Raw genomic sequence first — 26523 nt, 5'->3', positions numbered from 1 at the left:
CTCTTGGTCGCAGCCTGGGCCTATGCCTCGCAATAGTTTTATATTAACTACACTGCCATCGGGTTGTACGGTAAATCCTACGATGGTCGTTCCTTCGGTTCCTTTAATAATGGCTGATTCTGGGTATTTTAATCGCCGATAAATGAAAGTCATAAGTGCCTTTTGGGAGCAGCTCTGTCTTTCATCAGTATCTGTCAGTTCTTCACAACCTGGAAAACGGGGGGCTTCGTCGGTCAGGTAGTAGGGCGATTCTTCTGGCGAGGACATCCCCGCTAGACTGCGGTAATTGATTCTATAAGGCTTGCCTGGTTCTGCAATTTTCCGGTAAGAGAGTTTATCAGTAGGGTAGAAGGTAAGGGTGAATTGCTCACTACTACCGGGTTCATTAACGATATTATAGTGAGTGGTTTTGGTTACAAGGATGCTGTCCTGATGAGGATGTAGCGTAAAATCCTGGTAGACAATTCTGCTCAGGTTGATAAACTCCATTTGCGGCGGTGCTGAAAAACGAGCAACTGGCTCATTCTTTTCCTGTTTGCCAGCCAGTGAAAAAATGACGGCCTCCCGATGGTCAACGGCTTGATTCAAAAAGGGAATCATCTGTGTTGGCGGAAGTGCTGACGTACTGCGCGTCAGGGTACTGTCTGGATAAAAGCGGTAGTAGATATACTCTTTTTTTGCCACGTCAAAATGAACGTAGAATCCCTGAAAATTAAAGCCATTTTGGTGGACGACAGTCGGTTGTAGCAGCAGTTCTTTCGTTACCTCGCCTGACAGAGGAGGAGCTGCTGTGAAGCCAAGAATGAATTCTTTAGTGTAGTTGGCATCCAGAAGAGAAACCTGGAGTGTATCATCCGTTTGCTTAGTGGGGGTTAAAGATGCACTGCCATAATCGGCGGTGTTTTCAGTGGTGTGTAAAGGAGTTAAGAAATAGCCACCCTCGTCTTCGATGATCAGCCATTCGGGGAGAAAATGGAAACGCTTTCCGTGGTATTGTTCCGTGACTTTTGGGAGCAAATCGCTATTAGGGTCAAGTATTTCTGTAAGCTCCCAACTACCGTTGAAAGTGTTTTCCTGAGCAGTACAAAAAGAGGTAAATGCGAATAGGGAAAAGATAAAAGAGTAGCAAGGCATAGCATGATTATTTAGGAAAGATAATGCAACTCATTTTTTGCTCTCATCTGACGGATTTTGTGATCAAAGTAACAGGCCATGTAATTGTTTGCTAGGGGTTTATCATCTTTTTTTAGTTGACTTGTAGTAAATAAATACATTTTTTGTTTATTTTTGATTTGTCTGACATTTTTTGTGGATAAAACAAGGCTTGTCAGCACCTCATTTCGATCGTTTTTTCAAACCTATCTAAACAATTTTTATGATACCTACTAATTTCTACATGTACTTTGTAGCCGCTCTGATCCCGATGATCATTGGTGCTACGTATTACCATCCAAAAGTATTGGGTACTGCCTGGATGAAAAGCAATGGTTTTACAATGGAATCGCTAGAAGGCGCCAATATGTCTGTGATTATGGGCACGGCCTACCTACTATCTTTTGTTCTGGCCTTCGGGATGACAGGTTCAGTGGTTCACCAAGTCAATGTTGGGTCGTTGTTTATGCCAGAAGTGATGGAGCCTGGGAGTGCCATTCAGCAGGAATTGAGTGACTTTATGACGAAATATGGCGATCGCCACCGTACGGTTACACACGGCCTGGTACACGGTTTTATAAATGCCTTGTTTTTTGCCTTGCCCTTAATCGGTATTAATGCCGCCTTTGAGCGTCGTGGTTGGAAATACGTCCTGATCCACTTTGGCTATTGGGCAATTACCTTGATGTTGATGGGGGGATTGTTGAGCGCTACCTTGGAATTTGGAGGGCTATAAGCCGAGTTTTTGATAAACATGAGTCAGGCTGGGTTTTGGCTGAGGCCAAAATTCGGCATGACTCATGTTATAGAGGAAGAGTTCCGTATTATTCGAGCGGGTTTAGCCAGCGGCCCTGGACGCCCCAACCACCAAAGGATTCACTAACGGCTATCCATATTTCGTTGTGGCCTTTCCTGAGAGGTAGGTAGACCGTATCGTGATAACCGATGGTGCCCAGGTAGCGAAAGTCTCGTGTACGATAGGTGTCATTGCCGGCAAATAACAACTTACCATTGCAAAAGATTCGGGCACGGTCGCTAAAACCAAATTGGAAGCCTTTGATTTGAGGTTGATTGGTGTTGAGGATAAGCTTTGCAAAAACAGTATTGGCACTGTCTTTTTGGAAAGCCGAGACTGTGGCTAGGTTGGTCGTTCCGGAAGGATCAGCAGCGAGTGTTGTCCATTGGAGGTCTTGGGTGTCAAATTTCTCTAAATTGGTGATGGCGTTAAGGTCATTTTCTGCAAAAGGAGAAGATACTTCCCATGACTTTATGAGGGAAGGATCAGATGGTGAATGAGCAGGAGGATCTAGAGTGGATTGCTCTGGGGTTAGGACTTGATAGGAGAAATTGGCAAAATAGACCGGCAAACGGCTGGCGTATAACTGTAGCGCCCCTTCTTCTGCTATATGGTGAAGCCAAGGGATATTAAGACTGGGAGTAGTAGCGCCATTGAGGAATATGGTGACCTGCCTGCCTGTGATGACCATCTTGATATGGAACCATTGGTCAAATACGTAGGGTAAGGCGGCGGCGTACCCTTCGCCGGTATAAAGTTGCCAACTGGTGAGGCCATTGTCGAGCGGCGTATACTGGTTGGCATCGGGCTTGCCAGACTGATGCGGGCGGAGGTAGAAAACCTCTGCATTGCGATCATCCTTGACACGGAAGTAGATACCCGCGAAACCCCGTTGCTCCGCGAACGCCATGTCCCATTCGAGGATACCGTCCTGTAAAAGAACATCATTGAGGGTAGCGCTTGCATCGCGAAGAAGGAGCGCATCTTGATTTTGGTAAGTTGTCAGTTTGTAGTATTGGCCTTCCAATTGCCAACGGAGGCTATCAAATGGTACTGCAATGGTTTGGGCGATACCGGCTGTAATAGACAGGCTAAAGAGGATTGCGAAAAATAATTTGATGTACATAAAAGGTGATTTTTTATAATTTATTGCTAATGTTTTCTGGGGTTATGGTCTTTGCTTTTGTGCTGTTTCTTTGGCCTAGCGATGTGAAGTAGCAGCCCTGGAACAGGGCTGGCCCAAAGGGCTGAGTGAATAACGAACTGCGCAACGTAGCGCCCCGACGCAGGAAGGGGAGGCCCCAACTAATGAAAGTAAGCGTGAAAGTGAAAAATGGCCCGACAGTAGAAACAAATACTCCTGCCGGAACCATGTGTTATTACACTTACTGATACAAAGGAGAAAAGAAGGGGAGAAAATAGCAATACAAGGCTTGTACAACTTGGTACAAGTTGTGACGAGGAGCATAACATTGGCGGTTGAAGCTTATTTTTGTGACCATGAGTAAAGCGGAGAAAAATATAGCCAGGTGCCTGCTGGCGATAGAAGATAAACTTGACTGGGGCCCCTCAGCCGGATGGACACATCAGGATTTTGTGCGATTGAGTGAGCAGATACAGGAAGAGACGGGCCACCCCTTGAGTTATGTGACATTGAAGCGAGTGTGGGGAAAAGTGGCTTATGAAAGTAGCCCTGCGGTGAATACATTGGACGTGTTGGCGCAGTTTGTGGCGCATGAAAATTGGCGTGCTTTTGTGAGAACGGGGGGCGTGTTGGCAACAAATAAAGTTGCTGTAAAGCGTAAAGTAACGAAGGGCCAATGGTGGCAGCGGTGGCAGGCGATGGCTGGTGCATTGGGGTTGGCGGTGATGCTAATACTGCTTTTTCCGGGGCATAAGGAGGAGCCGACATTTAATCCGGACGATTTTCATTTTTTTAGCAAAAAAACACGTACCGAAGGTGTACCTAATTCGGTTGTTTTTGAGATAGATGCTGGTCTTGCGCCTTTTGATTCGATAGAGGTTCAGCAGAGTTGGGATACACGGCGCCGGGTTCGATTGCCACGTAGCCAGCAATATCACACCTCGATTTATTACTATCCGGGTTTTTACCTGGCAAAGTTGCTGGTAGGCGGTGCCGTTGTTAAAGAACATGCATTACATATTTTGTCTGATGATTGGTACGGTGCGATTGTACAGGAGCCCGTACCGGTATACCTGCCGCCGCGAACTTTACGAAAGGAAGGGAAGCTAGCGGTGTACTCTAGTGATATAGCCGCACATGGCATACCGCTGGAACCAGTGGTGCCACTGGTAAGGCTGGGGCTTGCACAGGATTTTGAAGGCTTGAATACCGATAATTTTCATTTGCGAGTAAGGCTACGTAATACCTACGCAGCAGGTAGTGGAGCCTGTCAGGAGACTTATGTATATGTGATGGGAGAGGGGAGTATTATCAAAGTGCCCTTGCTTGCCATGGGGTGTATTGCAGCCTCGAACTTGCGGGTGATGCAGTACAATATGCCCGGAAATAAATATGACCTTTCGGCCTTTGGGGTGGATTTTTCGGAGGAGGTGTTACTGGAGATTGTCGCCAGGAAGGGAGTGCTAAAAATCTTCGTTAACAACAAAGAAGCCTATCAGACGCCGGGGCAGGTAAAGCGACAAAAAATAAGTGCGCTGGATTTTAGGTTTTCAGGAGGAGGGGAGGTCGAAAAAGTCTTGTTGGGAAGCAGTGAGGGAGAATGGATAGTGGAAGAAAATTTTAATGAAGGACTTGGGGAGTAATTAATGGCCCCCTGTCTGCTGTTGTTAGGGCAAAAATGATTTGGGGTATTTGAAGAAATCATACTGTCGATACGACTCATGGCAATAGCGGTTCGTTTTCAGGAGGCATTCCAGCAGTTTGTTGCCTTTATGCAGCCTGCAAAGAATGCCGCAAAATACGCAAAGCTTTAGCAATTTGATTTTCGACCGTTTTGGGGCGTATGTCCAGGCGCTGGGCGATCTCTCGGTAGCTGAGGCCATCGGTACGATTGAGTTGGAAAATAGTCCGGCAGCGGGGAGGCAAGTGCTGGATGGTGCTCTTGATGTGGAGATCAGTTTCATCTCGGATAACCTCGTCTAAAGGCGTCGTAAGCGTGGTAATTGGCCCAGGCTGGTACTGCTTTAGAATACTTGCTCGCTTGGCTTGATGCCGTAAATAATAAAGAGCTTCATTGATTGCCATTTTACGCAAGTATCCAGACAGAGAAAGGTGGATAGCAATTTGTTCACGTTTGCGCCAAGCACGAATGAATACATTTTGTGCCAAGTCTTCGGCAGTATCTTTGTCTTTGATAATCCGATAAATCGTTTGGCACATAAGCGGGTAGTAGTCGTGGAAAACCTGCTTGACGGCGTTTTGATCGCCAGCTTGGAAACGAAGAAAGAGGTCGGTGTTGTCGGGTGATTTCATAATGAAGTATTTTCGTGCTGTATCGAAGGATAATTGGTTCTTCCTTTAGTAAATAAGTATGACGCAAAGATATGGGGAGGACGACCACCCGTCGTTCGGATTTATAATTCAGAACGGATTGGGGGTTTCTGTTTTTAAGAAAATAAAAAACGTGCTATGCAAATAACCAATCGAACTCGCCTACTAGAAGCAGGAGCTGTCGTGCTTACTGGGCTGGGCAAATTTATTTTTATGGATATGCTGGAGTGGCGGCTGCTCTATATTACCACGGCTTGTTTGGGGTGGTTGGCTTATGTGTTATACCGTCGGAGCCAGTCTTCGGAGATATTGGCTTATTGGGGATTTACTACTATCGGTTTTTGGCGTACTTTTCGGCTATTGTTGCCATTTGCAGTGGTTTTAGTCGTGGTGTTTTACCTTTTGGGGAATCATTGGGGGACGAACCGCCTCAATTGGGGAATACTCCCGATCATGCTTATGTATCCTTTGTGGGGAATTGTTCAGCAGTTTTTGATCGTAGGATTGATCGGTAAAAACCTGCGGGATTTAGAACAACCCAAACTTGCCCTTGGGGTCGTAATATTGTTGACGGCTACGGTATTTGCAGTGGTACATTTCCCATTCCTTTTATTGGTTGCTGGTACTTTTGGGTTGGCATTGGTGTACACTTGGCTGTATTTACAAGGGCACAATCTTTTGGTGTTGGGCATCTATCACGGCTGGTTAGGAGGGTTTTTCTTTTACACCTTACTGGCCCGTGATCCTTGGCAAGAGGTGTTTGGTGGACTAGGTCTTTGATTGGGGCAGATTCTTGAATGATAAAAAAAGAGGAAGATGACGAATATGGATTTGCCTAAAGACATCGTAGAAAGGATAAAACGTGATTTTCAAGAAGAAAACGCTGCATTTATCTTTGATCAGGTCAGCTATGGAAGGCGGATGAAGTCTATCTTTTATACTGATAGTTGTATCAGAGCTGTCGTGTATTTGGCGAATGGGAACGTGCTGGAATTTTGCAAAATACTACTGCGTTCCTGTGATTATAGAGATATTTTGATGGAAGCGGAAGAGAAATCGGGTAATACTGGGCATTATTTTCATGTCTCTTTTGACGAAGTAGAAAAAATTAACCTCTGGATTCAACAAGATTTGGCGCAAAGAGCCAAAGAGGAAGATTCACTACCTGGAAACTTCCATCAAGAGAACGAATAATTGGTAGCTTATGCAAACACCAACGTTTGAACTAAGGAAGTGTATCGTTGAGCAGGAAGCCTCTCCTGGAACGTACCTGACTATTGACAGTATAAACGGGGAGGAAGTATTGATGTTTTTAACTGGGCGTCTACGGATGGCAGGTTATAGTCTTCAAAAGGGCGATAGGACGGGGGCGAATATTTGTGGAGGAAAGAGAGTTCAGAGCCGACTATTACAATGACCTGATGCGGCAAAAAAAGGAATTGGATAAAAAATAGGAAGATGAAACAGCTCTTGATGTTAATGATGCTTACTACGCTAAGCCTTATCGCTTACGGGAACAAGTATTACCTCGACCCTGCCAACGGCAGCATCACCAATGATGGTTCTATATATTCGCCATGGGGAGCTTTGGAGGAAGTGATCAATGCCAATCTTATTGTCTCTAATCGTTATTCGCCACTGCCATACAATGCTGTTACCAGTAGCTTGGTCCCCAAAAATATCAACGGTGTTGTACATGCTGGCGATACGCTGGTTTTATTGGATGGGCTACACGGCGAAGTCTTCCTGCAAAACTACATCAATGAATTTCCGGTAACGATAATAGGCGAGGAGGGGCACGTTCCCATTATTGAAAAAATCAGGCTGCAAGCCTGCAAAAACTGGCGCTTTGAAAACGTAAAGGTGAGTACTTCTGATTATGGTTATTTTCTGAATTGGAGACTGTTTTATATTGAGTCACACGCGCATCAGGGGCCATCTTCTAATATTGAAGTGCATGGTTGTGAAATATACAGCCATCCGACACCTTGGGTAACGGCAGAAGAATGGTTAACCCAAGTAAGTGATGGCATTTATATTAGAGCCGACTCGGTTGTCGTTACGGGTAATTTGCTCACCAATATCGATATGGGCATCACGGCCTGGGGAGATTACATCAGAGCCGAGAACAACCAAGTGATCAATTTTTCTGGTGATGGTATGCGTTTGCTGGGTTCTCATGTGGCCTTTAGGTATAATTTGATCAAAAATTGCTACGATGTGGACGACAATCACGACGATGGTATCCAGTCTTGGACCGTCAATGGTATTGTGGTAGATGACAACCAGGTCATCGGCAATACTATCATCAATACGGATGATCCATCTCGGTCACTTAATGGGCCTTTGCAAGGGATTGGTTGTTTTGACGGTTTTTACAATAATTGGATCGTGGCGAACAATGTCATTAGCGTTGACCATTGGCATGGTATCACTTTTTTGGGAGCGAATAACTGCCAAATCATCAATAATACCGTCATTGATCTTACACCAGATATTACGCCCGGCGCGAGTTGGATAAGGATTGATGATCATAAAAACGGAGCGCCCAGTTCTGGTTGTGTGGTGGCCAATAATGTGGCCAATCAATTTGTTGTAGATGGAGAACAGGTGAACAACATCGTGCTGAATACCTATTCTCAATACGAAGAGAACTTCATGGATTATCTAAATTTCGATTTTTACCCTACGCCTACCAGCATCCTTATTGATGCAGGGGATGCTGATTATGCAACCTCATTTGATATCGTCCACAATGACCGATTTGCTGATGACAGCCCTGATGTTGGCGCTTACGAATTTATTCGCCCGAACGCAGTAGGTAGCATTCGCCAACAGGCAAATGTTCAGCTTTTCCCTAATCCCTTTAATGACCAAATCCATTTGCCAGAAGCGGAAAACGATTGGGTATTCGAACTTTATGATGCCGGTGGTCTGCGGTTGTTTATCGTCAACTATCAAGATTTGAATAACCATCTTGGTCAATTGACAACGGGAGCCTATTTTTTAAAAATCACTAGCGAGTATGATCCGACCTTTCTAGTCATCAAGTCACTGATTAAGGGCTAACTCTTATCACCGATTGGCAAAAAAGACCCCATAACTTTTCGCTATCTTGGCGACCATGAAAAAGATAGAAATCCGCACCGTCGATGTCGTACAATACTTGCAGCCGCTGCGAGAAGGAGGCTCCTTGCCTGCCATTGTAAAGGCCGACGATGATTTCCTTTACGTCCTGAAATTTCGCGGAGCAGGGCAGGGCAAAAAAGCCCTGGTGGCTGAGTTTATCGGCGGAGAACTCGCCCGGGCGATGGGGTTGAAAGTACCCGAGTTGGTGTTTATGAACTTGGATAATTCTTTTAGCCAGACGGAGCCGGATGAGGAAATACAAGACCTGTTGAAGTTTAGTGTAGGGCTCAACCTGGGGATGCATTTCCTTTCTGGAGCCATTACTTACGATCCTCTTGTATCCGAAGCGGATGCTGCAACTGCTGCAAAAGTGGTGCTGCTGGATAGCATGATTATCAATATCGACCGGACCCCCAAGAATACCAATTTATTGAATTGGAACAAGGAGTTGTGGTTGATTGATCACGGCGCCAGCCTGTATTTTCACCACAATTGGGCCCACTGGGAAAAACACCTGGATCGAACTTTTCCCAATATCAAAGACCATGTTCTTTTGGAACGAGCCACCAATTTAATGGAGGCAGCCACCGAAATTCAATCTCGAGTAAGCAGTGAGGTTATTGCAGATATTATTGCCAATATTCCAGAAGACTGGTTGGAAGAAGAAGGGAGTCCTCTTCCTCCAGCAGAAATAAGAGCGGCTTACGAGGCGTTTCTGAATTCCCGAATCGCTAAGCTCGCTGCTTTAGCCAAAGAAGCCGACGATGCCCAATAGAGTCCCATACGAGTTTGCCGTCATCCGGGTAGTCCCCAAGGTCGAGCGCGAAGAGTTTCTCAACGTAGGCGTCATTGTATTTTCCAAACGTAAAAAATACCTGGGCATCAAGTACCAGCTCAACGAAAAACGCTTGCTGACTTTCGACGAAGCATTGGATGTCGAAATGTTGAAAAGCTACCTAGAAGCTTGGGAAGCGGTATGCGCAGGTGGTACCCAAGGCGGTAGCATTGGCCAACAAGAACAGCCTTACCGCTTTCGCTGGTTATCCGCATCTCGGAGTACGATTTTACAAACATCTCGCATACATTCCGGTATTTGTGAATCGCCAGAGGAGGTGTTGGAGGATTTGTTTCGGCGATATGTATTGTAAGCGAACAAAGGCGGTTACCATTACCCCTCTCAGGCTATTTATTGTAAACGGCAATACACTCAAAAAATAAATAGTGAAAAAATCCCCACGCGGTAACGGCAATGTCGTTTTAATCATCTTTTTAGGGATGTTTATTCTCCCCGGTTTAAGCATTGGCTTATACGGCACCGTGATGTCAGTAGTAGCACAAAGCTGGACGCCGGTAGAAGCGACCATAGAGAAAATTATCTACGAAGCCAGCTCTTCGAGTAGCCCTCGAAGTGGAAGGGGTAAGCGGAGTAGTCGTAAAAAAAGATCCGTGCGGAGGATGCGAGTAGCCTATTCGTACCAGTGGCAAGGAGATACGATTACCAGTGATCGAAATGCCTTTGTTCAGGGATTTTCGACAAAGAAGATGGATCGGAATAAAATTGAAGAGAAGTTGGTCGTAGGGGAGAAGATTGTAGCTTATATTAATCCTCGTAATCCAGAGAAGGCTGTATTGGTGCGCGGGATACACAACTCTATTTTATTCTTTTACGTAAGCGCGATTTCTTGTTCCCTGGCTTTTGCGGCCATATCGGGGATATTCCTTGGTTACCCTTCTGTCGGTTTTGGTACTAGATCATTGGTGGTTTTAGTCTTGTTATACATTGTTTATTTCGGAATCGGTATTGATCGTTCGGTGTTGCGTTTGATTGAAGTAGTACCGTAACCATTGGCGGGGATCTTCGAGCTGAAATTGGTAGAAGGATTGAAGAGGAGGTGTTCTTTGGGGGCTGATCGTACCAGTGCGATCATGCGTTCAGTCAGTACGCCAATCGTACCAGTGCGATCATACGATTAGCGAAAACCCTGATCGTACCAGTGCGATCATACGTTTGACTAGCAGATTCCCCACTTCCGAAACACCCTTCCCTACAATATTCGAAAAATACCCATAAAATTCTATCTTCGGGTCTAAGAGCTTCTGGGGGCGTTTTTATTTACAAAATGATATGCCTCAAGAAGCTCTTGTAAACTTTCCAACATAGAACGCATGAGTAAGCAAGCTATCCACATCGGCCCGGCACCCCTCCATTATTCCAATGGCCAGGTGTCTGGTGAATTCGTCACCCGCGACGGAACAGAATACTACAAAATTAGCCATTACGATCAAATGCCACCGTTCTTTATGAGTGTGGTGAGCGATGACGATCATTGGCTCTATATCTCCAGTAAAGGCGGCTTGTCGGCTGGGCGAAAAAATCCGGAGAATGCCCTGTTTCCTTATTATACGGATGATAAAATCCACGACAGCGGTGAGCTTACCGGTAGCAAAACCATCTTGTTGGTAGAGAAAGACAGCAAGACTTTCCTCTGGGAACCCTTCTCTGAACGCTTTGAAGGTGCTTACAAGATCAGCCGCAACCTGTACAAAAATATCTGTGGCAACCAGCTGATCTTTGAAGAAGAAAACCACGATTTAGGACTCACTTTCTCCTACGGTTGGTACAATAGTAAGCAGTATGGCTTCGTGAAGAAATCACGTTTGGAATGCCATGGGGCCGCTTCCGTCCAAGTCAGAATCTTGGATGGTTTGCAAAACCTTTTGCCTTACGGCATCGACCTCAAGATGCAAACCGAACGCAGTACATTACTGGATGCTTATAAGAAAAACGAACTGCTAACCCCTTCCGGATTGGGGCTGTTTCTCCTGAGCTCTATCCCCGTGGATAAGGCGGAACCCAGCGAATCGCTCCAGGCTACTACGGTATGGTCTACGGGCTTGGACGCAAAGACCAACCTTCTTTGTTCTCGACAACTGAATGACTTTCGCAAAGGGCAAGCCCTTACCAAGGAAACCGATATTCGTGCTGAACGGGGTGGTTACTTTATAGAAGGTGATTTGCCGTTGAAAAAAGGCGAAAGCAAGACTTGGTACTTTGTCGCGGAGATCAATCAAGGCCCTGCTGAGGTGGTAGCATTGGCCGATTGGATCAGTCAAGATGCTGGCTTGTCTGAAGCACTGGAAGCTGATATTGCTGCGGGTACGAAAAAACTCATTCAGATCGTCGCCAACGCGGATGGATTACAACAAACGAGCGATAAGTTGCTAACAGCCCGGCATTTTGGCAACGTCCTGTTCAATGTGATGCGGGGCGGCATTTTTGACCAAAATTACCTGGTCACCAAAAGGGATTTGCTGACTTTTATTCATCATCATAACAAAACGGTAGCAACCCAGCACGAAGCATTTTTGCAAGGTTTGCCAACGACGATTGCTTATACCGATTTAATAGGTGCAGCTGCTAAACAGGGCGACGCCCAATTGCATCGCCTGTGTTTGGAATACTTGCCCCTCACGTTCAGCCGCCGGCATGGCGACCCCAGTCGGCCGTGGAATCGGTTCTCTATCGAATTACTAGAACCGTCCGGCGAAAAGAAGCTCTACTACGAAGGCAACTGGCGCGATATCTTCCAAAATTGGGAAGGTCTGGCCTTGTCCTACCCTCGCTATCTGGAAGGGATGATCAGCAAATTTGTCAATGCATCCACCCCCGATGGTTACAACCCTTACCGAGTCACCCGTAACGGCATAGATTGGGAAGTCATAGAAGAAGATGACCCTTGGTCGTACATCGGTTACTGGGGCGATCACCAGATCATTTACTTGCTGAAATTACTGGAGCTTTCTCAGGCTCACCATCCCGATGCGCTTACGCAAATGCTCACGCAGCCGCTGTTTGCTTACGCCAATGTACCTTACCGCATTCGGAGTTACGAAAAGCTTCTGGCCGATCCGCAAGATACCGTTGATTTTGACCATCAACTGGAAGAAGAAATTGGTCATCGCGTAGCCGCCCAAGGAGCCGACGGGAAGCTGGTTTGGAACAAAAAAGGCGAGGTGATTTTGGTTAACCTTACGGAAAAACTTTTGGTAACCTTACTGGCAAAATTGTCCAACTTTATCCCAGAAGGAGGCATCTGGCTCAATACCCAACGCCCGGAATGGAACGATGCCAATAACGCCCTTGTAGGTAGCGGTGTATCGATGGTGACACTCTTTTACATCCGCCGTTTCGTAACCTTCTGTCAATCACTTTTTGAGCAATTATCACAAGAAGAAGTCAATGTTTCAACGGAAGTTGCGGAGCTACTCGCGGCCATTGCTACTACCTTCAAACAACATAAAACACACTTGTCTGGCGCAATAAACAATGGAGTGCGCCGCCAGATTGTAGATGAACTGGGCCGCGCTGGCGAGACCTACCGGAAACAAGTTTACGCTGGCTTTTCCGAAAAGAAGCAGTCGATTAGCTGTGATGAAATTTCGACCTTCCTGAGGGATGTGCTAGCCTTTACGGATCATACTATCAAGGCCAACGAACGCCCGGATAAGCTTTACCATTCCTACAATTTGATGAGTGTTAAGGAAGATGGCGGTATTGCCATTCGGTATTTGTACGAAATGCTGGAAGGGCAGGTTGCTGTGCTTAGTGCAGGAGTGCTTTCTGCAACTGAAGTACTGGATCTCTTGCGTGCTTTGCGCCAAAGTGATCTTTACCGTGCCGATCAGCACAGTTATATTTTGTATCCGGATCGTCAGCTCCCGCGTTTCGAGGTGAAGAATACCATTCCTGCGGCCGCTGTGGAAGGATCAAACCTGCTCAGCCAGATGGTAGCCAAAGGAGACCATCGCCTGATAGAACAAGACGTTCGAGGCGATTACCACTTTAACGGAAGCTTTAACAACCAGAAGGATATCGAACGGGTGTTGGCTACGCTATCCGAAAGCGAGTATGGCCAATTGCCGCAAACAGAAGCCGACCATATCCTGGCTGCTTTTGAAGGCGTGTTTGATCATCAGTCCTTCACAGGTCGTTCGGGCACTTTCTTTGGTTACGAAGGTTTAGGTTCTATCTACTGGCACATGGTGTCGAAGCTCTTACTGGCGGTAGAAGAGAATTGTTGGACGGCCATCAAGGCAGGCGAAGACGAACACCTGATCAAGGAACTGGTCGAGCATTATTACGATATCCGCGCCGGATTGGGTATCCACAAAACGCCGGAAAATTACGGCGCTTTTCCTATGGACCCTTATTCGCACACTCCCGGAAATGCTGGTGCTCAACAGCCAGGTATGACCGGACAAGTAAAGGAAGATATCCTCTCTCGTTTTGGCGAACTGGGCATCTTCGTCGAAAACGGACAGATTGAATGCCGGCCAGAGTTGTTGCAAACCTCCGAGTTTTTGACTTCGGAGGAAACCTTTACTTACGTAGATGTAAAAGGAGATTCAAAGGAGGTTTCTTTGTCTAAAGGAAGCCTGGCCTTCACGTATTGTCAGGTGCCTTTTGTTTACCAACGAGGAGAGAAAGCCTCGCTTAGAGTTCACCTGCAGGATGGTACGATCTTGGAAACAGGAGGTACTCGCCTGAGCCAGGAATGGAGTGATAAAATAATGGATCGTACGGGGGAGGTGGAGGTTGTGTTCGCTTTGCTCACGTAAGTGTTCGCTGGTGCTCACGGTTGTGCTCATTCCGACAAGAGGTCAGAATGAGCACCACAGTGAGGAACGAACACCCCCGTGGTTCCGATTCATCGGGAGAGCACTACCGCGAGTTCCGATTTATCAGAATGAGTCCCCCCGTGAGCGTAGCGAACACACACAAAAACTAACAACATGAACCCCCAACTTCCCCGCCTGTCGAAACTCATCTTGCCGTCGTTGCTTACGCTGCGAAGAGGGATAAAGATCAAACCTTCGGGTATTGTACTGGATAGTGTTTACGAGGAGGTGATGGTTGACCAAGGGGCATTGCAAAAATATGTGACGATGATGGGGTGGACTCAGCAGGCACCCTTTGCGTACCTCTATATTTTGGCACAAAGAGCACAGACGGCGCTCATGTTGGAGAAAGCCTTCACCATTGCTATTCCTGGTTTGGTACACCTGAGTAATCAGCTGGAGGAATTGGCCGATTATGACATGCAGCAACCTTTCAAAATAGAAGTTGCAGGAGAGGTGCCTTACAAGGAAGACGGCCCTTTGGTCATGACTTTTACCGTCGATTTCTTGCAAAAAGAGAGGAAGGTCGCGACCTGTACCAGTGTGTATCTCGCCAAGCGAAAACGCAAACAACCAAGCTCTCGCCGCCCTAAGAAAGAGGAGGTCGTGCGTTCGGATACGCCTGTCTTCAGCGAGGAGTGGGATATATCAGCCCATTTGGGCAAACAGTACGCCAAGGCATCCGGAGATATAAATCCCATTCATACCTCTACCTTGGTAGCTAAAGTAATGGGGTTTCCTTCCCGTATTCTACATGGTTGGTACAGTGCTGGCCGCGCGTTGAAGTCGGCAGAAACATTTTTGGGTAAACCAATGAAAGGGATTACTGTAGACTTCAAAAGCCCGGTGTATTTACCAAGCAAACAGGTCTTGAAATTTTGGTTAGAAGGAGAGGAGGTTACTTTCCAACTAAGTGATCGCAAAACGGGCCGCTTGACGATGGAAGGCACGATGTACTAAACCTTATTTTATTAGGCAACAGGGTTCTCAAAAAGTCCTACTCCTACCGTTTTGATAAGTAAAACTTGAGGATTCGTATAAATCATCTGTTTTCTCCGTTCCTTATAGATTATTGACAAAAAAAATAACAAGTGAGTTTAGCAACATCATTAATGAATTTCCTGAAAGGTAATCCTAGCCATAATACAGAAGCAGCACCAGAAGGAGTGTGCCCTAATTGTTGGGGTAAGACTGAGTATAGCGGCCAATTCTACGAAGCGATAAAGAACAATAATGTAGATGTCAACAGCGCCAACCCCAATATAGGTTGGGTTCAGGATTATGCTAATAAACACCTGAGTGGAATCCAGCTGAATGACCAAGGCGAGAACCAGGTATGCAATAGCTGTAAGGTAACTTATCGCAAAACGGATGCGTAAAGTAAGCATGGAAGACTACCTCGCGGAGCCTGCTCGCTACGAACTGCGTGCAGGTTCAGAAGAGGGTGCCCCGCCTTGCCCCTACGGCAATCAGTACCAATGGGTGGGCTTTGATCTGGAAACCCAGGAGTATGTCCGCTTTACCAAGTCGGTTTTCAAGTTGTTGGTGAATGGTTAAGCACGTAGATGATTAATGCTCTAATTTTGTTATATTACCTGTAGAGCACGATTACACATCTTTCTTTATTACAATTTATGCCAAAAATCAACTTTACCGGTTATGATACCGGCGGTTTCTTCGATGAAATGATCTCGGAGCAAGGGGATGTTCGTTCCCATTATGCTCGTTTTAAGAGCCGGATGCAAAAAATGGACTGGAAAAAGCTCAACTCGTTGCGCTTTGCCACCGATAGAGCCCAGTTGTCTATGGGGATGACTTTTAATGTTTACAGCGATAACCAAGGCTCCGAAAGGATTCTTCCTCTCGATATTATTCCCCGTATCATCAGTGGTGCTGATTGGGAAGAAATGGAGAAAGGTTTACGTCAGCGTATCGTAGCGTTGAATTTGTTCATTGACGACTTGTACCACGAGCAGAAAATTCTAAAAGACAAGGTTATTCCTGCCGATCTGGTGCTGTCGAGTGCTACTTTTCTCAAGGAGTGTGTTGGGCTTAACCCTCCTCAGAAAGTTTGGTGCCATATCACTGGTAGTGATTTGATCCGTGGTGGTGATGGCAATTTCTATGTGCTTGAAGATAACCTGCGCTGTCCTTCGGGCGTATCGTATATGCTCGAAAATCGGGAAATCCTGAAGCGAACCTTACCTGATATTTTTGAAAAACTGAGCGTCCGCCCAGTGTCCAATTACTCCCACCTTTTGCGCGATACGCTAGAATCATTGGTGCCTGAGCGGGAGCATCCCACAATTGTGGTACTTACACCGGGGGCTTACAATTCTGCCTATTTTGAACATGCCTACCTCGCTCAGCAGATGGGGGCAGAATTGGTGGAAGGTCGCGACTTGGTGGTGCAAGATGATAAAGTCTACATGCTGACAACCAGGGGCTTGCAAAGAGTAGATGTCATCTACCGACGAGTCGACGATGACTATATTGATCCCCTTGTTTTTAATAAAGATTCGTTGCTTGGCACTCCCGGTCTTTTGGGAGCTTACCTCAAAGGGAACGTCGTATTGGTCAATGCGCCAGGTACGGGTGTTGCTGATGATAAGGCTGTTTATGCCTACGTTCCTAGAATTATCAAGTACTATTTGGGCGAAGATATGCTCTTGCCCAATGTACAAACTTACATCTGTGCCGACCCTAAAGAGTGTGCTCACGTCATAGAAAATATTGCGGATTTGGTTATCAAACAGACGGATGCTTCCGGTGGTTACGGCATGTTGATTGGCCCTAAATCTACGAAGGCAGAACAAGAGGAATTTGTACGTAAAATCAAGGCCAATCCGCGTAATTATATTGCGCAGCCGATGATCAGCCTCTCACGAGTGCCTACCTTGGTTGATGAAGGTATTGAAGGTCGTCATGTTGATTTACGGCCCTACATTTTATACGGAAAAGAAATCAAAATCATCCCCGGAGCGCTCACGCGTGTAGCGTTGAAGAAAGGGTCGTTGGTTGTTAATTCATCACAAGGAGGCGGGAGTAAGGACACCTGGGTCTTGAATAAATAAGAACATGCTAAATAGAGTTGCAAATACCATCTATTGGATGAACCGTTACATCGAGCGGGCAGAAAATTACGCCCGGTTTTTAGATGTTAACTTTAACCTGGCTTTAGAAATGCCTCCCTCGGTTGCAGAACAATGGCAGCCACTCATCGTCGCTACTGGCGATTGGCAAGCGTATACTGATCGCTACGGAGGAGTAGAAAAAAACCAGGTTATCTATTTTTTGGGCTTTGACCCAGAAAACCCTAACTCGATTTTTACCTGCATCAGTAATGCCAGAGAGAATGCACGTTCTGTGCGCTCGGAGATTACCAAGGAAGTGTGGGAGCAGATCAACTATCTGTACTATTTCGTCAAAAAAGGGAATGAAAAGGAGAGGTGGAAAAAGAAGGATCCACGTAAGTTTTTCCGGAAAATAAAAGACGGCTGCCAGTTGCTTTATGGCATGTACGATGCTACTATTTCGAGGAATGAAGGGTGGCATTTTGCCAAAATGGGCCGCCTTGTTGAGCGAGCCGATAAGACCTCAAGGATACTGGATGTCAAGTATCACTTCATTGTTTCCTCTTCTCAAATTTTAGGCTCGCCCTTGGATATGGTTCAATGGGTGGCCTTACTCAAATCGGTAACGGCTTATGATATGTACCGTAAAACCAATGGGCGGTTGACACCAATGGGCATTGCAGCCTATTTGTTACTGGACCCTGAATTCCCGCGCTCGATGTACAAATGTTTGATTCAGGCAGAGCGCTCGTTGCAAAGTATTACCGGGGATGTCGAGCATCCTGCAACTGCCGAACTGACCCGTATGCGTATAGCGATGGAACAAACCAATGTGGAGGACATTTTTGCAGGCGGACTGCACGAATACATTGATCAATTCCAGCAAAATTTAAATCGAGCTTCTTCGCTAATTTTTACGTCCTTTGGTGCTGTGAATACTATTATTCAGGAAACATCAAGTCAAAACCAGTAAATGACCTATTGCCTCGGCATAAAAACCAAAACGGGTTTCATCGGCATTGCCGATACCCGCATTACCTCAGGAAGCTCTACCGGAAGCGCTAAAAAAGTGTACACGGTTAACGAGGATAAGCATTCCTTTTTTATCATGACTTCGGGCCTGCGTTCAGTGCGTGATAAAGCCATGACGTATTTTAAAGAACGCCTGGAAGAACGGGAAGAACCGTTTAATAAATTATACAAAGTGGTTAATGCGTTTGCCAAAGAAGTCAAACAGGTAGCGGTGGAGGATAAGAAATCACTCCGGGAAGGAGGGCTTAGCTTTAACCTCTTTACCATCATTGGCGGGCAACTGGAAAAAGATGAGGAACACAAGATCTACCTGCTTTATCCAGAAGGCAACTGGGTAGAAGTAGCCGATGGCTCTCCTTTTGTGATAGTGGGCAACAATGGCTATGGTAAACCCATCCTGGATCGGGTAATCAAGTACAGCTCGTCCTTGAAATTTGCCCTCAAAGCGGGGTTCCTTTCTTTTGATGCCACCCGGATTAGTGCCAACGATGTGGATTATCCGATTGATGTGCTTTATTATGAAAAGGATTCTTTCAATATTATTGAAAAGCGGTACAAAAAGGAAGAGCTTACCAAATTGTCGCGTGATTGGAATAAAAACCTCATTGCTTCCGTCGACAAATTGAATGATGAGTGGTTGGACAAACTTCTGCTCTGATAAAAGTTGTCAGAGAATCAATAAGGAATAGCGCAAAAATAAATGGACGAAATGAGGTACAAAATAATCCACAAAACCCAATACGCTTTTTCAAAGCCGGTGTTTCTCGAGCCTCACCTGTTGCGCTTTCGCCCTCAGGTGACGCCTTTCCATACTGTTGAAGAATTTCATCTGGAAATAAGCCCGAAACCTAGTGGTCACCGCCAGCAAAGAGATGCAGAAAACAACCTGATCGACAGTTGCTGGTTTGACGGTGTACACGATGCTTTTAGCATTTGTGTGGGATCGATCGTAGATGTAGCAGCACACAATCCTTTTGATTTTATTCTCTACCCTGGTACTGCGCTTCAGTTGCCTTTTTCGTACAGTCTTGAGCAAGAAAAAGTCTTACAACCGGCGCTGCAAGGAGCTGCCATCGGCGATGAACTACGTCAATATGGCCAATCTGTTTTGAAAAAAGCACAGGCTAATACCACTGTTTTTTTAACACAACTGACGCAACAGATTCAGCAAGATTTTACCGCCATTTATCGGGAAGTAGGCGAACCATTTTCACCTGATCATACCTTTGCTGGTCGGGAGGGCTCCTGCCGTGATCTTACCTGGATGATGATACAGTTATTGCGCGACTTCGGCCTGGCTGCTCGTTTTGTGAGTGGCTACAACTACATTATTACCGATGAGGAACCCAGCTTTGAACTCCACGCTTGGGTAGAGGTTTTTCTGCCCGGAGCTGGTTGGGTTGGCTACGACCCTACGCACGGGATAGTGGTAGGTACGGCCCATATTCCGGTAGCAGCCAGCAGCATTTACGAAAATACAATGCCCGTGAGCGGGAACTTACGGGGCGATGCCAGCGCTAAGTTATTCACAGATTTGCAGATTGAATTATTGACGGATTTCTCCTGAAAAATTAACCATATAAGGGATTATGAGGTCATTTAAGAATTTTAGAAAAGGCGCTTATATGTTCTTATAATCCCTTTTATGGTCCAAAATGAATACCAAGAATCAAACCTACTATGAAATTCCAACCTACGACCCAAGAAGAGGTAAGTACCTATCGTCAAGAGCTGTACCGTACTTTTGTTGCTCCGCTCGATGGCATGTGGGAAGCGCTCCATATAGCCTCCGCTAATCCTTTTATGATCATCTTGGATGATGCACCTATTGGCTATTGCTGTATTGATGAAGCGCAGCATCTCAATCAGCTCTACCTGTTGGGAGCGTATCGTTCTCAGATCACCAAGGCGGTAGAAGAATTGATCAAATCCAAGTTGATACAAGGGGCATTGCTCAGTTCCATTGAGCCAGTAGCCTTCAATGCATGCCTAGCTGTAGCGAAGACGACTCAGGTAGATACGCTCAATTTTCAATACAATTCTCCACACAAAGGAGCAGAAAATAAGGAGCTGCTAAATCTAATAAAGGCCACTGCGGATGATCTCCTCGCGGTCAAGTCTTTTTTTCAAGAAGAGGCCGGTTTTACTGATAATTTTGGCTACGCCGAGAACCTGATCAACAGGGGCGAACTCTTCTTATTGATAAAGGATAATATACTCACAGCGACAGGAGAATGCCGCCTTAGTGATACACAACCTGCCTACGCAGATGTAGGAATGATCGTGAAGCAGACCGCCCGAAAAAAAGGATGGGGTAGAAAGATGTTAGCTACTTTGGCGAATATTGCTAAAAGCGAGTACCGAATACCGATATGTTCTACTACGCTGGATAATGTTGCTTCGCAAAAAGCCATCCAAGGCGCGGGGTTTTACCAAAGTCATATTGTTTTTAAGATGGAGTTTTAAGGCTGCGTTTTAGAGCTGTAGCTAAAGAAATTCTTAAAAAGAAACATGAGTCATCTCAGAATTTTATCTGAGGCCAAAGCCCAGCCTGATTTTAATTTAGAAAGGGTCATTAAACAGCTGAAAAGAATGATTTATTTATTTGACTCTTTGTACGAAACCCCGTGATTTCACTATTAGAAATCACGGGGTTTCGTTTTTAGCGATAAGTTCTGCGGTGAGTCATCCCGAATTTATAGCACTATTGTACTATAAATCGCACATATTCAAGGTGTCCATTTGCGTTTATCCTTAGGATATAGCTACCTGTGGGTAAGTGATTGACACTAAGAGTAAGCGTAGAACTGCCCGCAGAGAGTGTAGCCATTTGAATAACCTGCCCAGTAGGTTGGAGAATCTCGACGGTTGCATCTTCTGTTAAAACAGTTACGACTTGCAGGTTCAGGAGGTCTTTTACCGGATTAGGGGCGAGGCTGAAGCCTTGGCTACCTTTTTCAATGACCAAACTTTGAATGGAAGAATAGGTGAATTGGCCATCATGATCCACCTGCCGTAGGCGGAAGTAATACCTCCCAGCGGCTAATGTGTGGCTTTTGTATTGGTAAACGTGAGCCTCATTCGCAGGTACAAAACCCAGCTTGGTGAATCTGGCTGCTTCCTCGCGTGCCATCTCTACCTCAAAGCCTTTGTTATTGAATTCAGCAGTTGTTTGCCAGTTTAGCTGAGCAACTGATGCCTCGGTAGCCTTGGCCGTAAAAGAGAGAAAGTCTACAGGGAGTGCTGCGATGATATTCAGGGTGTAGTCTTCGACCTGCCCGTAACCAGAGTTGCCACAAGAGGTTGCATTGGGGTCCAGGCTAGTATCGTGTAGCCGTACCCGCATCCGAGTTTCTCCTAGCATGGCTGTAGCAGGAATAGTGATGGTCGTACTGTGAGGGCCACTACCTGTTGAAGAAGTGTAAACCAATTCGCCAGCATCGTCAAAATCACCATTGTTGTTGTAGTCGATCCATACCAATACCTGATCGGTTGAGAAACCGTTAGTTAAAGTAGCTGTAAATGTATAACTCTCTTCTTTTTCAACTTCTCCTTGAACCAATCTGAAGTTTTCGTAAGGATTATCAGAAGTAGAGGTATTATCGATATCTGCAAAAGTGATATTGCCAATTTTTTCATTGGCTGCATAATCATCTGAGGCTGCAGCACAATAGCAAACCCCAGGGGCAATACAGCCTTCCGAAGCCGCTAGGCTACTACGGTCACCACCATCCAACACCGCACACATACGGTCGCTCTGCCCCTGCGAGAACATGTGCATACAATCATCGTTGACGTAATCCATGTAGTTCATGAACATCTCGGTGATGGTACCGCTACAGGTGTTTGTTTTGGGGTGAGTGGGACATCCTCCATTTTCGTCATTATGAATCGGAGTGTCTGCGACTGAGTCATCGCCACAAATAGCATCTCCCCAAATGTGTTTTAAATTGAGCCAGTGCCCGACTTCATGGGTCATTGTGCGGCCTTTGTTATAAACGCCAAAGCCATCAGGGTGTGGATTGGGCATAGCAAGCGATCCGGTGGTGTAAAAAGCGTTGACGACACCATCGGTATTGGCAGTGCCGCCAGGGAATTGCCCAAAGCCTAGTAGGCCTTCATTTGGTGCACCGAAACGTACGGTCCAGATATTCAAGTACTGATCTCGATCCCAGATAGTGCCGGGTTTTACTATAGAGTTGACATCGGCTTTGCTCCAACTGGCCTGACCGAGGTTGATACGTTCAATACCAGTAGTAGCTTGGCAATCGGGGGTGCGTTCGGCCAAACAGAACTGGATCATAGTATTGGCTGCTAGCCCGGAAAACATAGCCGGAATCATGCCTGCATCGCTATTCATTAAAGCGAAGTCATCGTTCATTTGATCTAACTGTGCCAGGATGAGCGCATCTGAAATATTCTCATCAACTCCCACGGCATCGCCATCATGGATAATGTGAAAAACAACAGGAATAGTAATGACGCTGCTTAACGACCTTTGCCCACGCTGGTACTCCTTGGTGTACCTTTCTTGTTTGGCCATACGTTCGCGCATTTCGGGGTCCTGCTCTAATTGTTCTGCGAGATTTTCCATGCTTCCGCAAGTGCGTTGTTGCCCAAAGCCTTCAATGACAAGGAGCAAGAGAAGAAGAGTTGTAAAATTTTTCATATTGTTCTTTAAAGTTGGATTTGAAATAGTTCCTTTGAAAAGGATATTGAGTGGGGTAATACAGGAAAACCCTATTAAAGGTAGTCTATCTTTAGGTTTATAATCAATGATTTTTATCAGCAAATCTGTATTTTACGAGCTAAATAATCCCACCTTATGAAGACGAAAATCCTATTCTTATTCACGTATTGTTTCTCAACACTTCTGTTTGCTCAAGAACGGCCAATAGCCACCAATCTTACCTCGGTACATGACTATTCCACCGAGTTGGTCTTTACTGATGCCTTCAAGCAAAGCCGGGAATGGATCAGCTTTCAAGCCGATGGCAATGGCCCCTGGGATACGCAGGTGGCAGTGCCTTTAAGCGAACAGGGTTACCCCTTGGAAATCCCTTATGATGATGGTGTAAATCCGCCCCAAAGTGTCCGAGCATTACTTTTGTGGGATATAGAGGAGGCTTTACCGCTGGGACAGTATCGCTTGTTGGTAGAAGGGAGCGGAACGGTGAGTTTGCGCTTTGGTGCGAGTGGGGTGTTTCAGTGCCCGGTAGATACGATGGTGACAGTGACCAGCGGGGTCTCTGTAGAGATTGAAGCCTCGTCGGTAGAAGACCCGATCACGGATATAAAGTTCATTTATCCAGATTATGTAAACACCTATGAAGAGCAAGTTTTTACAAATGAGTTATTAACTTTTTTAGACGATTTTCAAGCCATCCGCTTTATGGATTGGCTGCGCACCAATAATTCTAATGTTACCAGCTGGTCAGGGCGTAGCCGCTACGATTACTTCACCCAAAGTACTGCAAAAGGTGTAGCTTGGGAGTATGTCGTCGAGCTAGTCAACCTCCTTGAGAAAGACGTTTGGATCAATATACCTCATCAGGCAGACGATGATTACTTGCAACAATTGGCTAACTTCCTTTTGGCGAACCTTGATACTGATTTGAACATCTATGTGGAGTACAGCAACGAAGTATGGAATGCCCAATTTGACCAACATCACTACGCTGCCGAGCAAGGACTGATCCTCGGTTATCCGGAAGCTTCCTGGGATCGCGCCTGGCAATACACGGCCAAGCGTTCCGCAGATGTTTTCCGAGTATTCACCGATACCTTCGGAGGAGCCGATAGACTGATACGGGTCATCCCTACCCAAGCGGCCAACGCTTGGGTGACCAACCGGATAATGGAGTATTTCAATGCCCCGATGTATAATCCTACCCAGGTTGCTGCCGATGCGATAGCGATAGCGCCCTACTTTGGCGGTACGGATGTGGCCAACACCATTGTGAGTCAGGGAGAGATAGCTACGATTTCCATAGCTGAAATTGTTGCTCGTATGGAAGCGACCCTCCCGGTTTCCTTCGGTTATATGGAGGACAACCAGGTGGTAGCTGACAACTTTGGCCTCGATTTAATTGCCTACGAAGGTGGCCAACACCTTGTAGCCACCGGCGCAAACGTCAACATAGATGAGCTTACTGTAAAACTGAATGCAGCCAACCATCATCCTGATTTGCAAGCCGCCTATTGCCAGTATTTTGATTATTGGTACACTAACCACGGCGGACTATTTGCGCACTTTTCCTCTCACGGAAGCTACTCGAAATGGGGCAGCTGGGGCGTAAAAGAAACGATGGACGATGTGAATAACCCCAAGTACTTGGGACTACAAGAATGTGTCTTTGCCTACAATGATATCGGTACTTCGCTTGGCGAATTAGAAGAAATCTCCTCTTCTTGGCACGCTTTCCCAAACCCGACGAACACTGGCGAGATCACGGTGTCAGGCAATTTTGATGATCCTGAAGTACGGTTGTTCGACGCCCTCGGTCGGCAGGTTGATTACAAACAGATCAGCTTGGGAGAAGGCCAGCTTCGCTTGCAGTTGCCTAAGTCGGGTTTGTATTTTGTGCATATTTGGGAAGCAGGAAGTGCGCAAGGTTTGAAGGTGATTTATCAGTAAGCTAAGTGTAAAGGGATACGGGCTGCTTCGCGTACGTGAAGGTATAGGTGTTGTTAGTGATGTCGAGCAGGTTAGTCTCCAGACTACAATGAGCCGCAGAATTTATGGAGTTCTAAGAGGTAAACTTCCCATTAAGGTAATCTGCCAAAAACACCCCCATGCTAAAGCAGGCTTGTAGTAGGTAGCCGCCCGTAGGTGCATTCCAGTCCAGCATTTCGCCGATACAGAAGGTTTGCGGCATTTGCGAAAGCTCAAAGTGAGCATCTACGCTACCCAGGGCAATACCTCCAGTGGTGGAGATCGCCTCGTCCAGTGGGGCTGAGTCTAGAATTGTTAGCGGTAAGCGCTTGATATTGGGCGCTAATTTATCGGGAGTCAAATAATCCTCTTTGGAGAGAAAAGCATGGAGTAAATCCATTTGTGCCCGCCCCAATTTAAGACCCCGCCGGAGGGTACTGGTCATCGTTTTCTCCCGAGAGGAGAGGAGCCGCTGTAGGATGTCTTCTTCCGTAAACATAGGTTTTAAATCGAGGAAGACAGTTGCTTTTTGCTCCTCGTCGAGTTGTGCCTGGATTTGTGGACTCAGCGCATAAATGGCATTGCCTTCCAGCCCGAAACGGGTAATCACCACTTCTCCTTTTTGGATGCTACTGTCGCAGGAAATAGCTATGTTTTTGAGTGGTTGGCCCTCGTTTTTCGCAAGAAAGGCAGCAGGCCAATCAATCCGGTAAGCACAGTTGGCCGGTTTAAAGGCCATCGTAGCAATTCCTTTTTTAGCAAAAGCAGGCAACCAACTACCATCTGATCCCGTCACTTTCCAACTGCCGCCACCAAGGGCAAAGACAGTGTAATCTGCTTTTACAGGCATTTGTTCTACAAACAGGAGGGTATTGTCCTCCCCCCAGCCCGTCCAGGTATGATCTGTGAGGATACGGGCTCCTTTTGTTTCCACTACGGCCAATATTTTCTGAAGCACCTCAATGGGTTTGATGCCTTTTGTGGGATAGACCCTTTTGCTGCTGCCCACAAAGGTGGGTATACCTATCCCGTCCAGCCACTGTCGCAGGTGTTCATTGCTAAAACGAGTGAGCGCCGGTTGCAGAAAATTTGTAGGCGTATACCGTCCGACGAAAGCTGGCATCGGTTCTGAATGGGTAAGATTGAAGCCCCCTTTGCCGGCTACGAGAAACTTGCGACCTACGGTCTTGTTCTTCTCGTAGATGGTTGTCTCGAATTGCTGTTGGTCCAAAAAAGCAGCCAATATCAATGCTGCTGGCCCGCCCCCGATAATAGCTACCGTTTGCTTCATGGCACGAATTTAGGCATTATCGGGCAATTGGCCTATCATGGCAAATTCATGAATTTACCATGATAGGCCAACCCCTTATAATCCCTTCTGTTTTCTTATGTGGTTCAAAATACTCTCCCCTTAAGTGCCCTTTGGTGGTTCAAAAGAAAATGCTTCAAAATTCCTATTTTTGCAGTAGATACAACGCATTAAACACCCCTGTTACGATGCTCAAATGCCTATGATTATACATGCTAAAGT

Annotated in this window: 24 protein-coding genes; 19 read left to right on the top strand and 5 right to left on the bottom strand. The window is 46.1% G+C overall.

The annotated features are described in order from the left end of the window. Positions 1-1134, bottom strand: a 1134-nt coding sequence (locus ACRBG0_RS08640; RefSeq protein WP_431486500.1) for an energy transducer TonB, incomplete at its 3' end; no start/stop codon positions are given. Positions 1135-1375: 241 nt separating this feature from the next. Here ACRBG0_RS08640 and ACRBG0_RS08635 point away from each other — a divergent pair. Continuing rightward, a complete protein-coding gene (locus ACRBG0_RS08635) occupies positions 1376-1888 on the top strand; it encodes a DUF1761 domain-containing protein (protein WP_431486499.1) in 513 nt (170 codons plus the stop codon). 88 nt (positions 1889-1976) lie between these two features. On the opposite strand, the gene ACRBG0_RS08630 is transcribed toward ACRBG0_RS08635, so the two are convergent. Further along, positions 1977-3074: a family 16 glycoside hydrolase gene (locus ACRBG0_RS08630; RefSeq protein ID WP_431486498.1), complete on the bottom strand. Its 1098-nt coding sequence runs from the start codon at positions 3072-3074 to the stop codon at positions 1977-1979. Positions 3075-3427: 353 nt separating this feature from the next. On the opposite strand from ACRBG0_RS08630, the gene ACRBG0_RS08625 reads away from it, so the two are divergent. After that, positions 3428-4735: a hypothetical protein gene (locus ACRBG0_RS08625; RefSeq protein WP_431486497.1), complete on the top strand. Its 1308-nt coding sequence runs from the start codon at positions 3428-3430 to the stop codon at positions 4733-4735. Between the two features lie 127 nt (positions 4736-4862). Here the strand turns inward: ACRBG0_RS08625 and ACRBG0_RS08620 are convergent, their stop codons facing one another. Continuing rightward, the gene (locus ACRBG0_RS08620; protein WP_431486496.1) at positions 4863-5405 is read right to left on the bottom strand and encodes an RNA polymerase sigma-70 factor; all 543 of its coding nucleotides are present in this window, start codon (positions 5403-5405) and stop codon (positions 4863-4865) included. A 156-nt stretch (positions 5406-5561) separates the two neighbouring features. Between ACRBG0_RS08620 and ACRBG0_RS08615 the strand changes: the two genes are divergently transcribed. The 16 genes from ACRBG0_RS08615 (at position 5562) to ACRBG0_RS08540 (ending at position 20803) form a co-directional block, all read left to right on the top strand. Next, positions 5562-6203, top strand: coding sequence for a CPBP family glutamic-type intramembrane protease (locus ACRBG0_RS08615; RefSeq protein ID WP_431486495.1), 642 nt, complete (start codon positions 5562-5564; stop codon positions 6201-6203). A gap of 36 nt (positions 6204-6239) precedes the next feature. Beyond that, positions 6240-6617: a hypothetical protein gene (locus tag ACRBG0_RS08610; RefSeq protein ID WP_431486494.1), complete on the top strand. Its 378-nt coding sequence runs from the start codon at positions 6240-6242 to the stop codon at positions 6615-6617. Between the two features lie 10 nt (positions 6618-6627). After that, on the top strand, positions 6628-6840 hold the full coding sequence (locus ACRBG0_RS08605; RefSeq protein WP_431486493.1) for a hypothetical protein: 213 nt from the start codon (positions 6628-6630) through the stop codon (positions 6838-6840). Positions 6841-6881: 41 nt separating this feature from the next. Beyond that, entirely contained in the window at positions 6882-8492 is a 1611-nt protein-coding gene (locus ACRBG0_RS08600; RefSeq protein WP_431486492.1) for a hypothetical protein, read from the top strand. A gap of 55 nt (positions 8493-8547) precedes the next feature. Next, on the top strand, positions 8548-9327 hold the full coding sequence (locus ACRBG0_RS08595) for a HipA family kinase (protein ID WP_431486491.1): 780 nt from the start codon (positions 8548-8550) through the stop codon (positions 9325-9327). Then, the gene (locus tag ACRBG0_RS08590) at positions 9317-9700 is read left to right on the top strand and encodes a DUF3037 domain-containing protein (protein WP_431486490.1); all 384 of its coding nucleotides are present in this window, start codon (positions 9317-9319) and stop codon (positions 9698-9700) included. The genes ACRBG0_RS08595 and ACRBG0_RS08590 overlap by 11 nt, the downstream gene beginning before the upstream one ends. Before the next feature lie 73 nt (positions 9701-9773). Beyond that, a complete protein-coding gene (locus ACRBG0_RS08585) occupies positions 9774-10394 on the top strand; it encodes a DUF3592 domain-containing protein (RefSeq protein WP_431486489.1) in 621 nt (206 codons plus the stop codon). Between the two features lie 324 nt (positions 10395-10718). Then, entirely contained in the window at positions 10719-14171 is a 3453-nt protein-coding gene (locus ACRBG0_RS08580; RefSeq protein WP_431486488.1) for a hypothetical protein, read from the top strand. 174 nt (positions 14172-14345) lie between these two features. After that, positions 14346-15191, top strand: coding sequence for a MaoC/PaaZ C-terminal domain-containing protein (locus ACRBG0_RS08575; RefSeq protein WP_431486487.1), 846 nt, complete (start codon positions 14346-14348; stop codon positions 15189-15191). A 131-nt stretch (positions 15192-15322) separates the two neighbouring features. Then, a complete protein-coding gene (locus ACRBG0_RS08570; RefSeq protein WP_431486486.1) occupies positions 15323-15610 on the top strand; it encodes a hypothetical protein in 288 nt (95 codons plus the stop codon). After that, the gene (locus ACRBG0_RS08565; protein ID WP_431486485.1) at positions 15603-15788 is read left to right on the top strand and encodes a hypothetical protein; all 186 of its coding nucleotides are present in this window, start codon (positions 15603-15605) and stop codon (positions 15786-15788) included. The genes ACRBG0_RS08570 and ACRBG0_RS08565 overlap by 8 nt, the downstream gene beginning before the upstream one ends. Positions 15789-15865: 77 nt before the next feature. After that, on the top strand, positions 15866-17305 hold the full coding sequence (locus ACRBG0_RS08560) for a circularly permuted type 2 ATP-grasp protein (protein ID WP_431486484.1): 1440 nt from the start codon (positions 15866-15868) through the stop codon (positions 17303-17305). A 4-nt stretch (positions 17306-17309) separates the two neighbouring features. Next, positions 17310-18278 carry an alpha-E domain-containing protein gene (locus ACRBG0_RS08555; RefSeq protein WP_431486483.1) on the top strand — a complete coding sequence of 323 codons (969 nt, stop codon included), beginning with the start codon at positions 17310-17312 and terminating at the stop codon, positions 18276-18278. Next, positions 18279-18995 carry a peptidase gene (locus ACRBG0_RS08550; protein ID WP_431486482.1) on the top strand — a complete coding sequence of 239 codons (717 nt, stop codon included), beginning with the start codon at positions 18279-18281 and terminating at the stop codon, positions 18993-18995. Between the two features lie 51 nt (positions 18996-19046). Continuing rightward, positions 19047-19904, top strand: coding sequence for a transglutaminase family protein (locus tag ACRBG0_RS08545; protein WP_431486481.1), 858 nt, complete (start codon positions 19047-19049; stop codon positions 19902-19904). Positions 19905-20017: 113 nt separating this feature from the next. Then, positions 20018-20803 (top strand): GNAT family N-acetyltransferase, encoded by a 786-nt coding sequence (locus ACRBG0_RS08540; RefSeq protein WP_431486480.1) that lies wholly within the window; start codon positions 20018-20020, stop codon positions 20801-20803. Positions 20804-21041: 238 nt separating this feature from the next. On the opposite strand, the gene ACRBG0_RS08535 is transcribed toward ACRBG0_RS08540, so the two are convergent. Continuing rightward, complete coding sequence (locus ACRBG0_RS08535; protein ID WP_431486479.1) at positions 21042-23006, bottom strand: GEVED domain-containing protein; 1965 nt, start codon at positions 23004-23006, stop codon at positions 21042-21044. 156 nt (positions 23007-23162) lie between these two features. On the opposite strand from ACRBG0_RS08535, the gene ACRBG0_RS08530 reads away from it, so the two are divergent. Beyond that, positions 23163-24974 carry a T9SS type A sorting domain-containing protein gene (locus ACRBG0_RS08530; protein WP_431486478.1) on the top strand — a complete coding sequence of 604 codons (1812 nt, stop codon included), beginning with the start codon at positions 23163-23165 and terminating at the stop codon, positions 24972-24974. A 112-nt stretch (positions 24975-25086) separates the two neighbouring features. Here ACRBG0_RS08530 and ACRBG0_RS08525 read toward each other — a convergent pair whose 3' ends face one another. Continuing rightward, positions 25087-26283 (bottom strand): NAD(P)/FAD-dependent oxidoreductase, encoded by a 1197-nt coding sequence (locus ACRBG0_RS08525; protein WP_431486477.1) that lies wholly within the window; start codon positions 26281-26283, stop codon positions 25087-25089. Positions 26284-26523: the final 240 nt, after the last annotated feature.

Source organism: Lewinella sp. (assembly GCF_050633125.1).
Classification (GTDB): domain Bacteria; phylum Bacteroidota; class Bacteroidia; order Chitinophagales; family Saprospiraceae; genus Lewinella.
Note: the sequence above shows the minus strand (reverse complement) of the source record. Positions and strands in the feature narration are given on the sequence as shown.

Bases quoted from the DNA above. Each gene is read 5' to 3' on its own strand.
- ACRBG0_RS08635 (WP_431486499.1), top strand. From the start codon at position 1,376: ATGATACCTACTAATTTCTACATGTACTTTGTAGCCGCTCTGATCCCG.
- ACRBG0_RS08630 (WP_431486498.1), bottom strand. From the start codon at position 3,074: ATGTACATCAAATTATTTTTCGCAATCCTCTTTAGCCTGTCTATTACA.
- ACRBG0_RS08620 (WP_431486496.1), bottom strand. From the start codon at position 5,405: ATGAAATCACCCGACAACACCGACCTCTTTCTTCGTTTCCAAGCTGGC.
- ACRBG0_RS08615 (WP_431486495.1), top strand. From the start codon at position 5,562: ATGCAAATAACCAATCGAACTCGCCTACTAGAAGCAGGAGCTGTCGTG.
- ACRBG0_RS08610 (WP_431486494.1), top strand. From the start codon at position 6,240: ATGACGAATATGGATTTGCCTAAAGACATCGTAGAAAGGATAAAACGT.
- ACRBG0_RS08605 (WP_431486493.1), top strand. From the start codon at position 6,628: ATGCAAACACCAACGTTTGAACTAAGGAAGTGTATCGTTGAGCAGGAA.
- ACRBG0_RS08600 (WP_431486492.1), top strand. From the start codon at position 6,882: ATGAAACAGCTCTTGATGTTAATGATGCTTACTACGCTAAGCCTTATC.
- ACRBG0_RS08595 (WP_431486491.1), top strand. From the start codon at position 8,548: ATGAAAAAGATAGAAATCCGCACCGTCGATGTCGTACAATACTTGCAG.
- ACRBG0_RS08590 (WP_431486490.1), top strand. From the start codon at position 9,317: ATGCCCAATAGAGTCCCATACGAGTTTGCCGTCATCCGGGTAGTCCCC.
- ACRBG0_RS08580 (WP_431486488.1), top strand. From the start codon at position 10,719: ATGAGTAAGCAAGCTATCCACATCGGCCCGGCACCCCTCCATTATTCC.
- ACRBG0_RS08575 (WP_431486487.1), top strand. From the start codon at position 14,346: ATGAACCCCCAACTTCCCCGCCTGTCGAAACTCATCTTGCCGTCGTTG.
- ACRBG0_RS08565 (WP_431486485.1), top strand. From the start codon at position 15,603: ATGCGTAAAGTAAGCATGGAAGACTACCTCGCGGAGCCTGCTCGCTAC.
- ACRBG0_RS08560 (WP_431486484.1), top strand. From the start codon at position 15,866: ATGCCAAAAATCAACTTTACCGGTTATGATACCGGCGGTTTCTTCGAT.
- ACRBG0_RS08555 (WP_431486483.1), top strand. From the start codon at position 17,310: ATGCTAAATAGAGTTGCAAATACCATCTATTGGATGAACCGTTACATC.
- ACRBG0_RS08550 (WP_431486482.1), top strand. From the start codon at position 18,279: ATGACCTATTGCCTCGGCATAAAAACCAAAACGGGTTTCATCGGCATT.
- ACRBG0_RS08545 (WP_431486481.1), top strand. From the start codon at position 19,047: ATGAGGTACAAAATAATCCACAAAACCCAATACGCTTTTTCAAAGCCG.
- ACRBG0_RS08540 (WP_431486480.1), top strand. From the start codon at position 20,018: ATGAAATTCCAACCTACGACCCAAGAAGAGGTAAGTACCTATCGTCAA.
- ACRBG0_RS08535 (WP_431486479.1), bottom strand. From the start codon at position 23,006: ATGAAAAATTTTACAACTCTTCTTCTCTTGCTCCTTGTCATTGAAGGC.
- ACRBG0_RS08530 (WP_431486478.1), top strand. From the start codon at position 23,163: ATGAAGACGAAAATCCTATTCTTATTCACGTATTGTTTCTCAACACTT.
- ACRBG0_RS08525 (WP_431486477.1), bottom strand. From the start codon at position 26,283: ATGAAGCAAACGGTAGCTATTATCGGGGGCGGGCCAGCAGCATTGATA.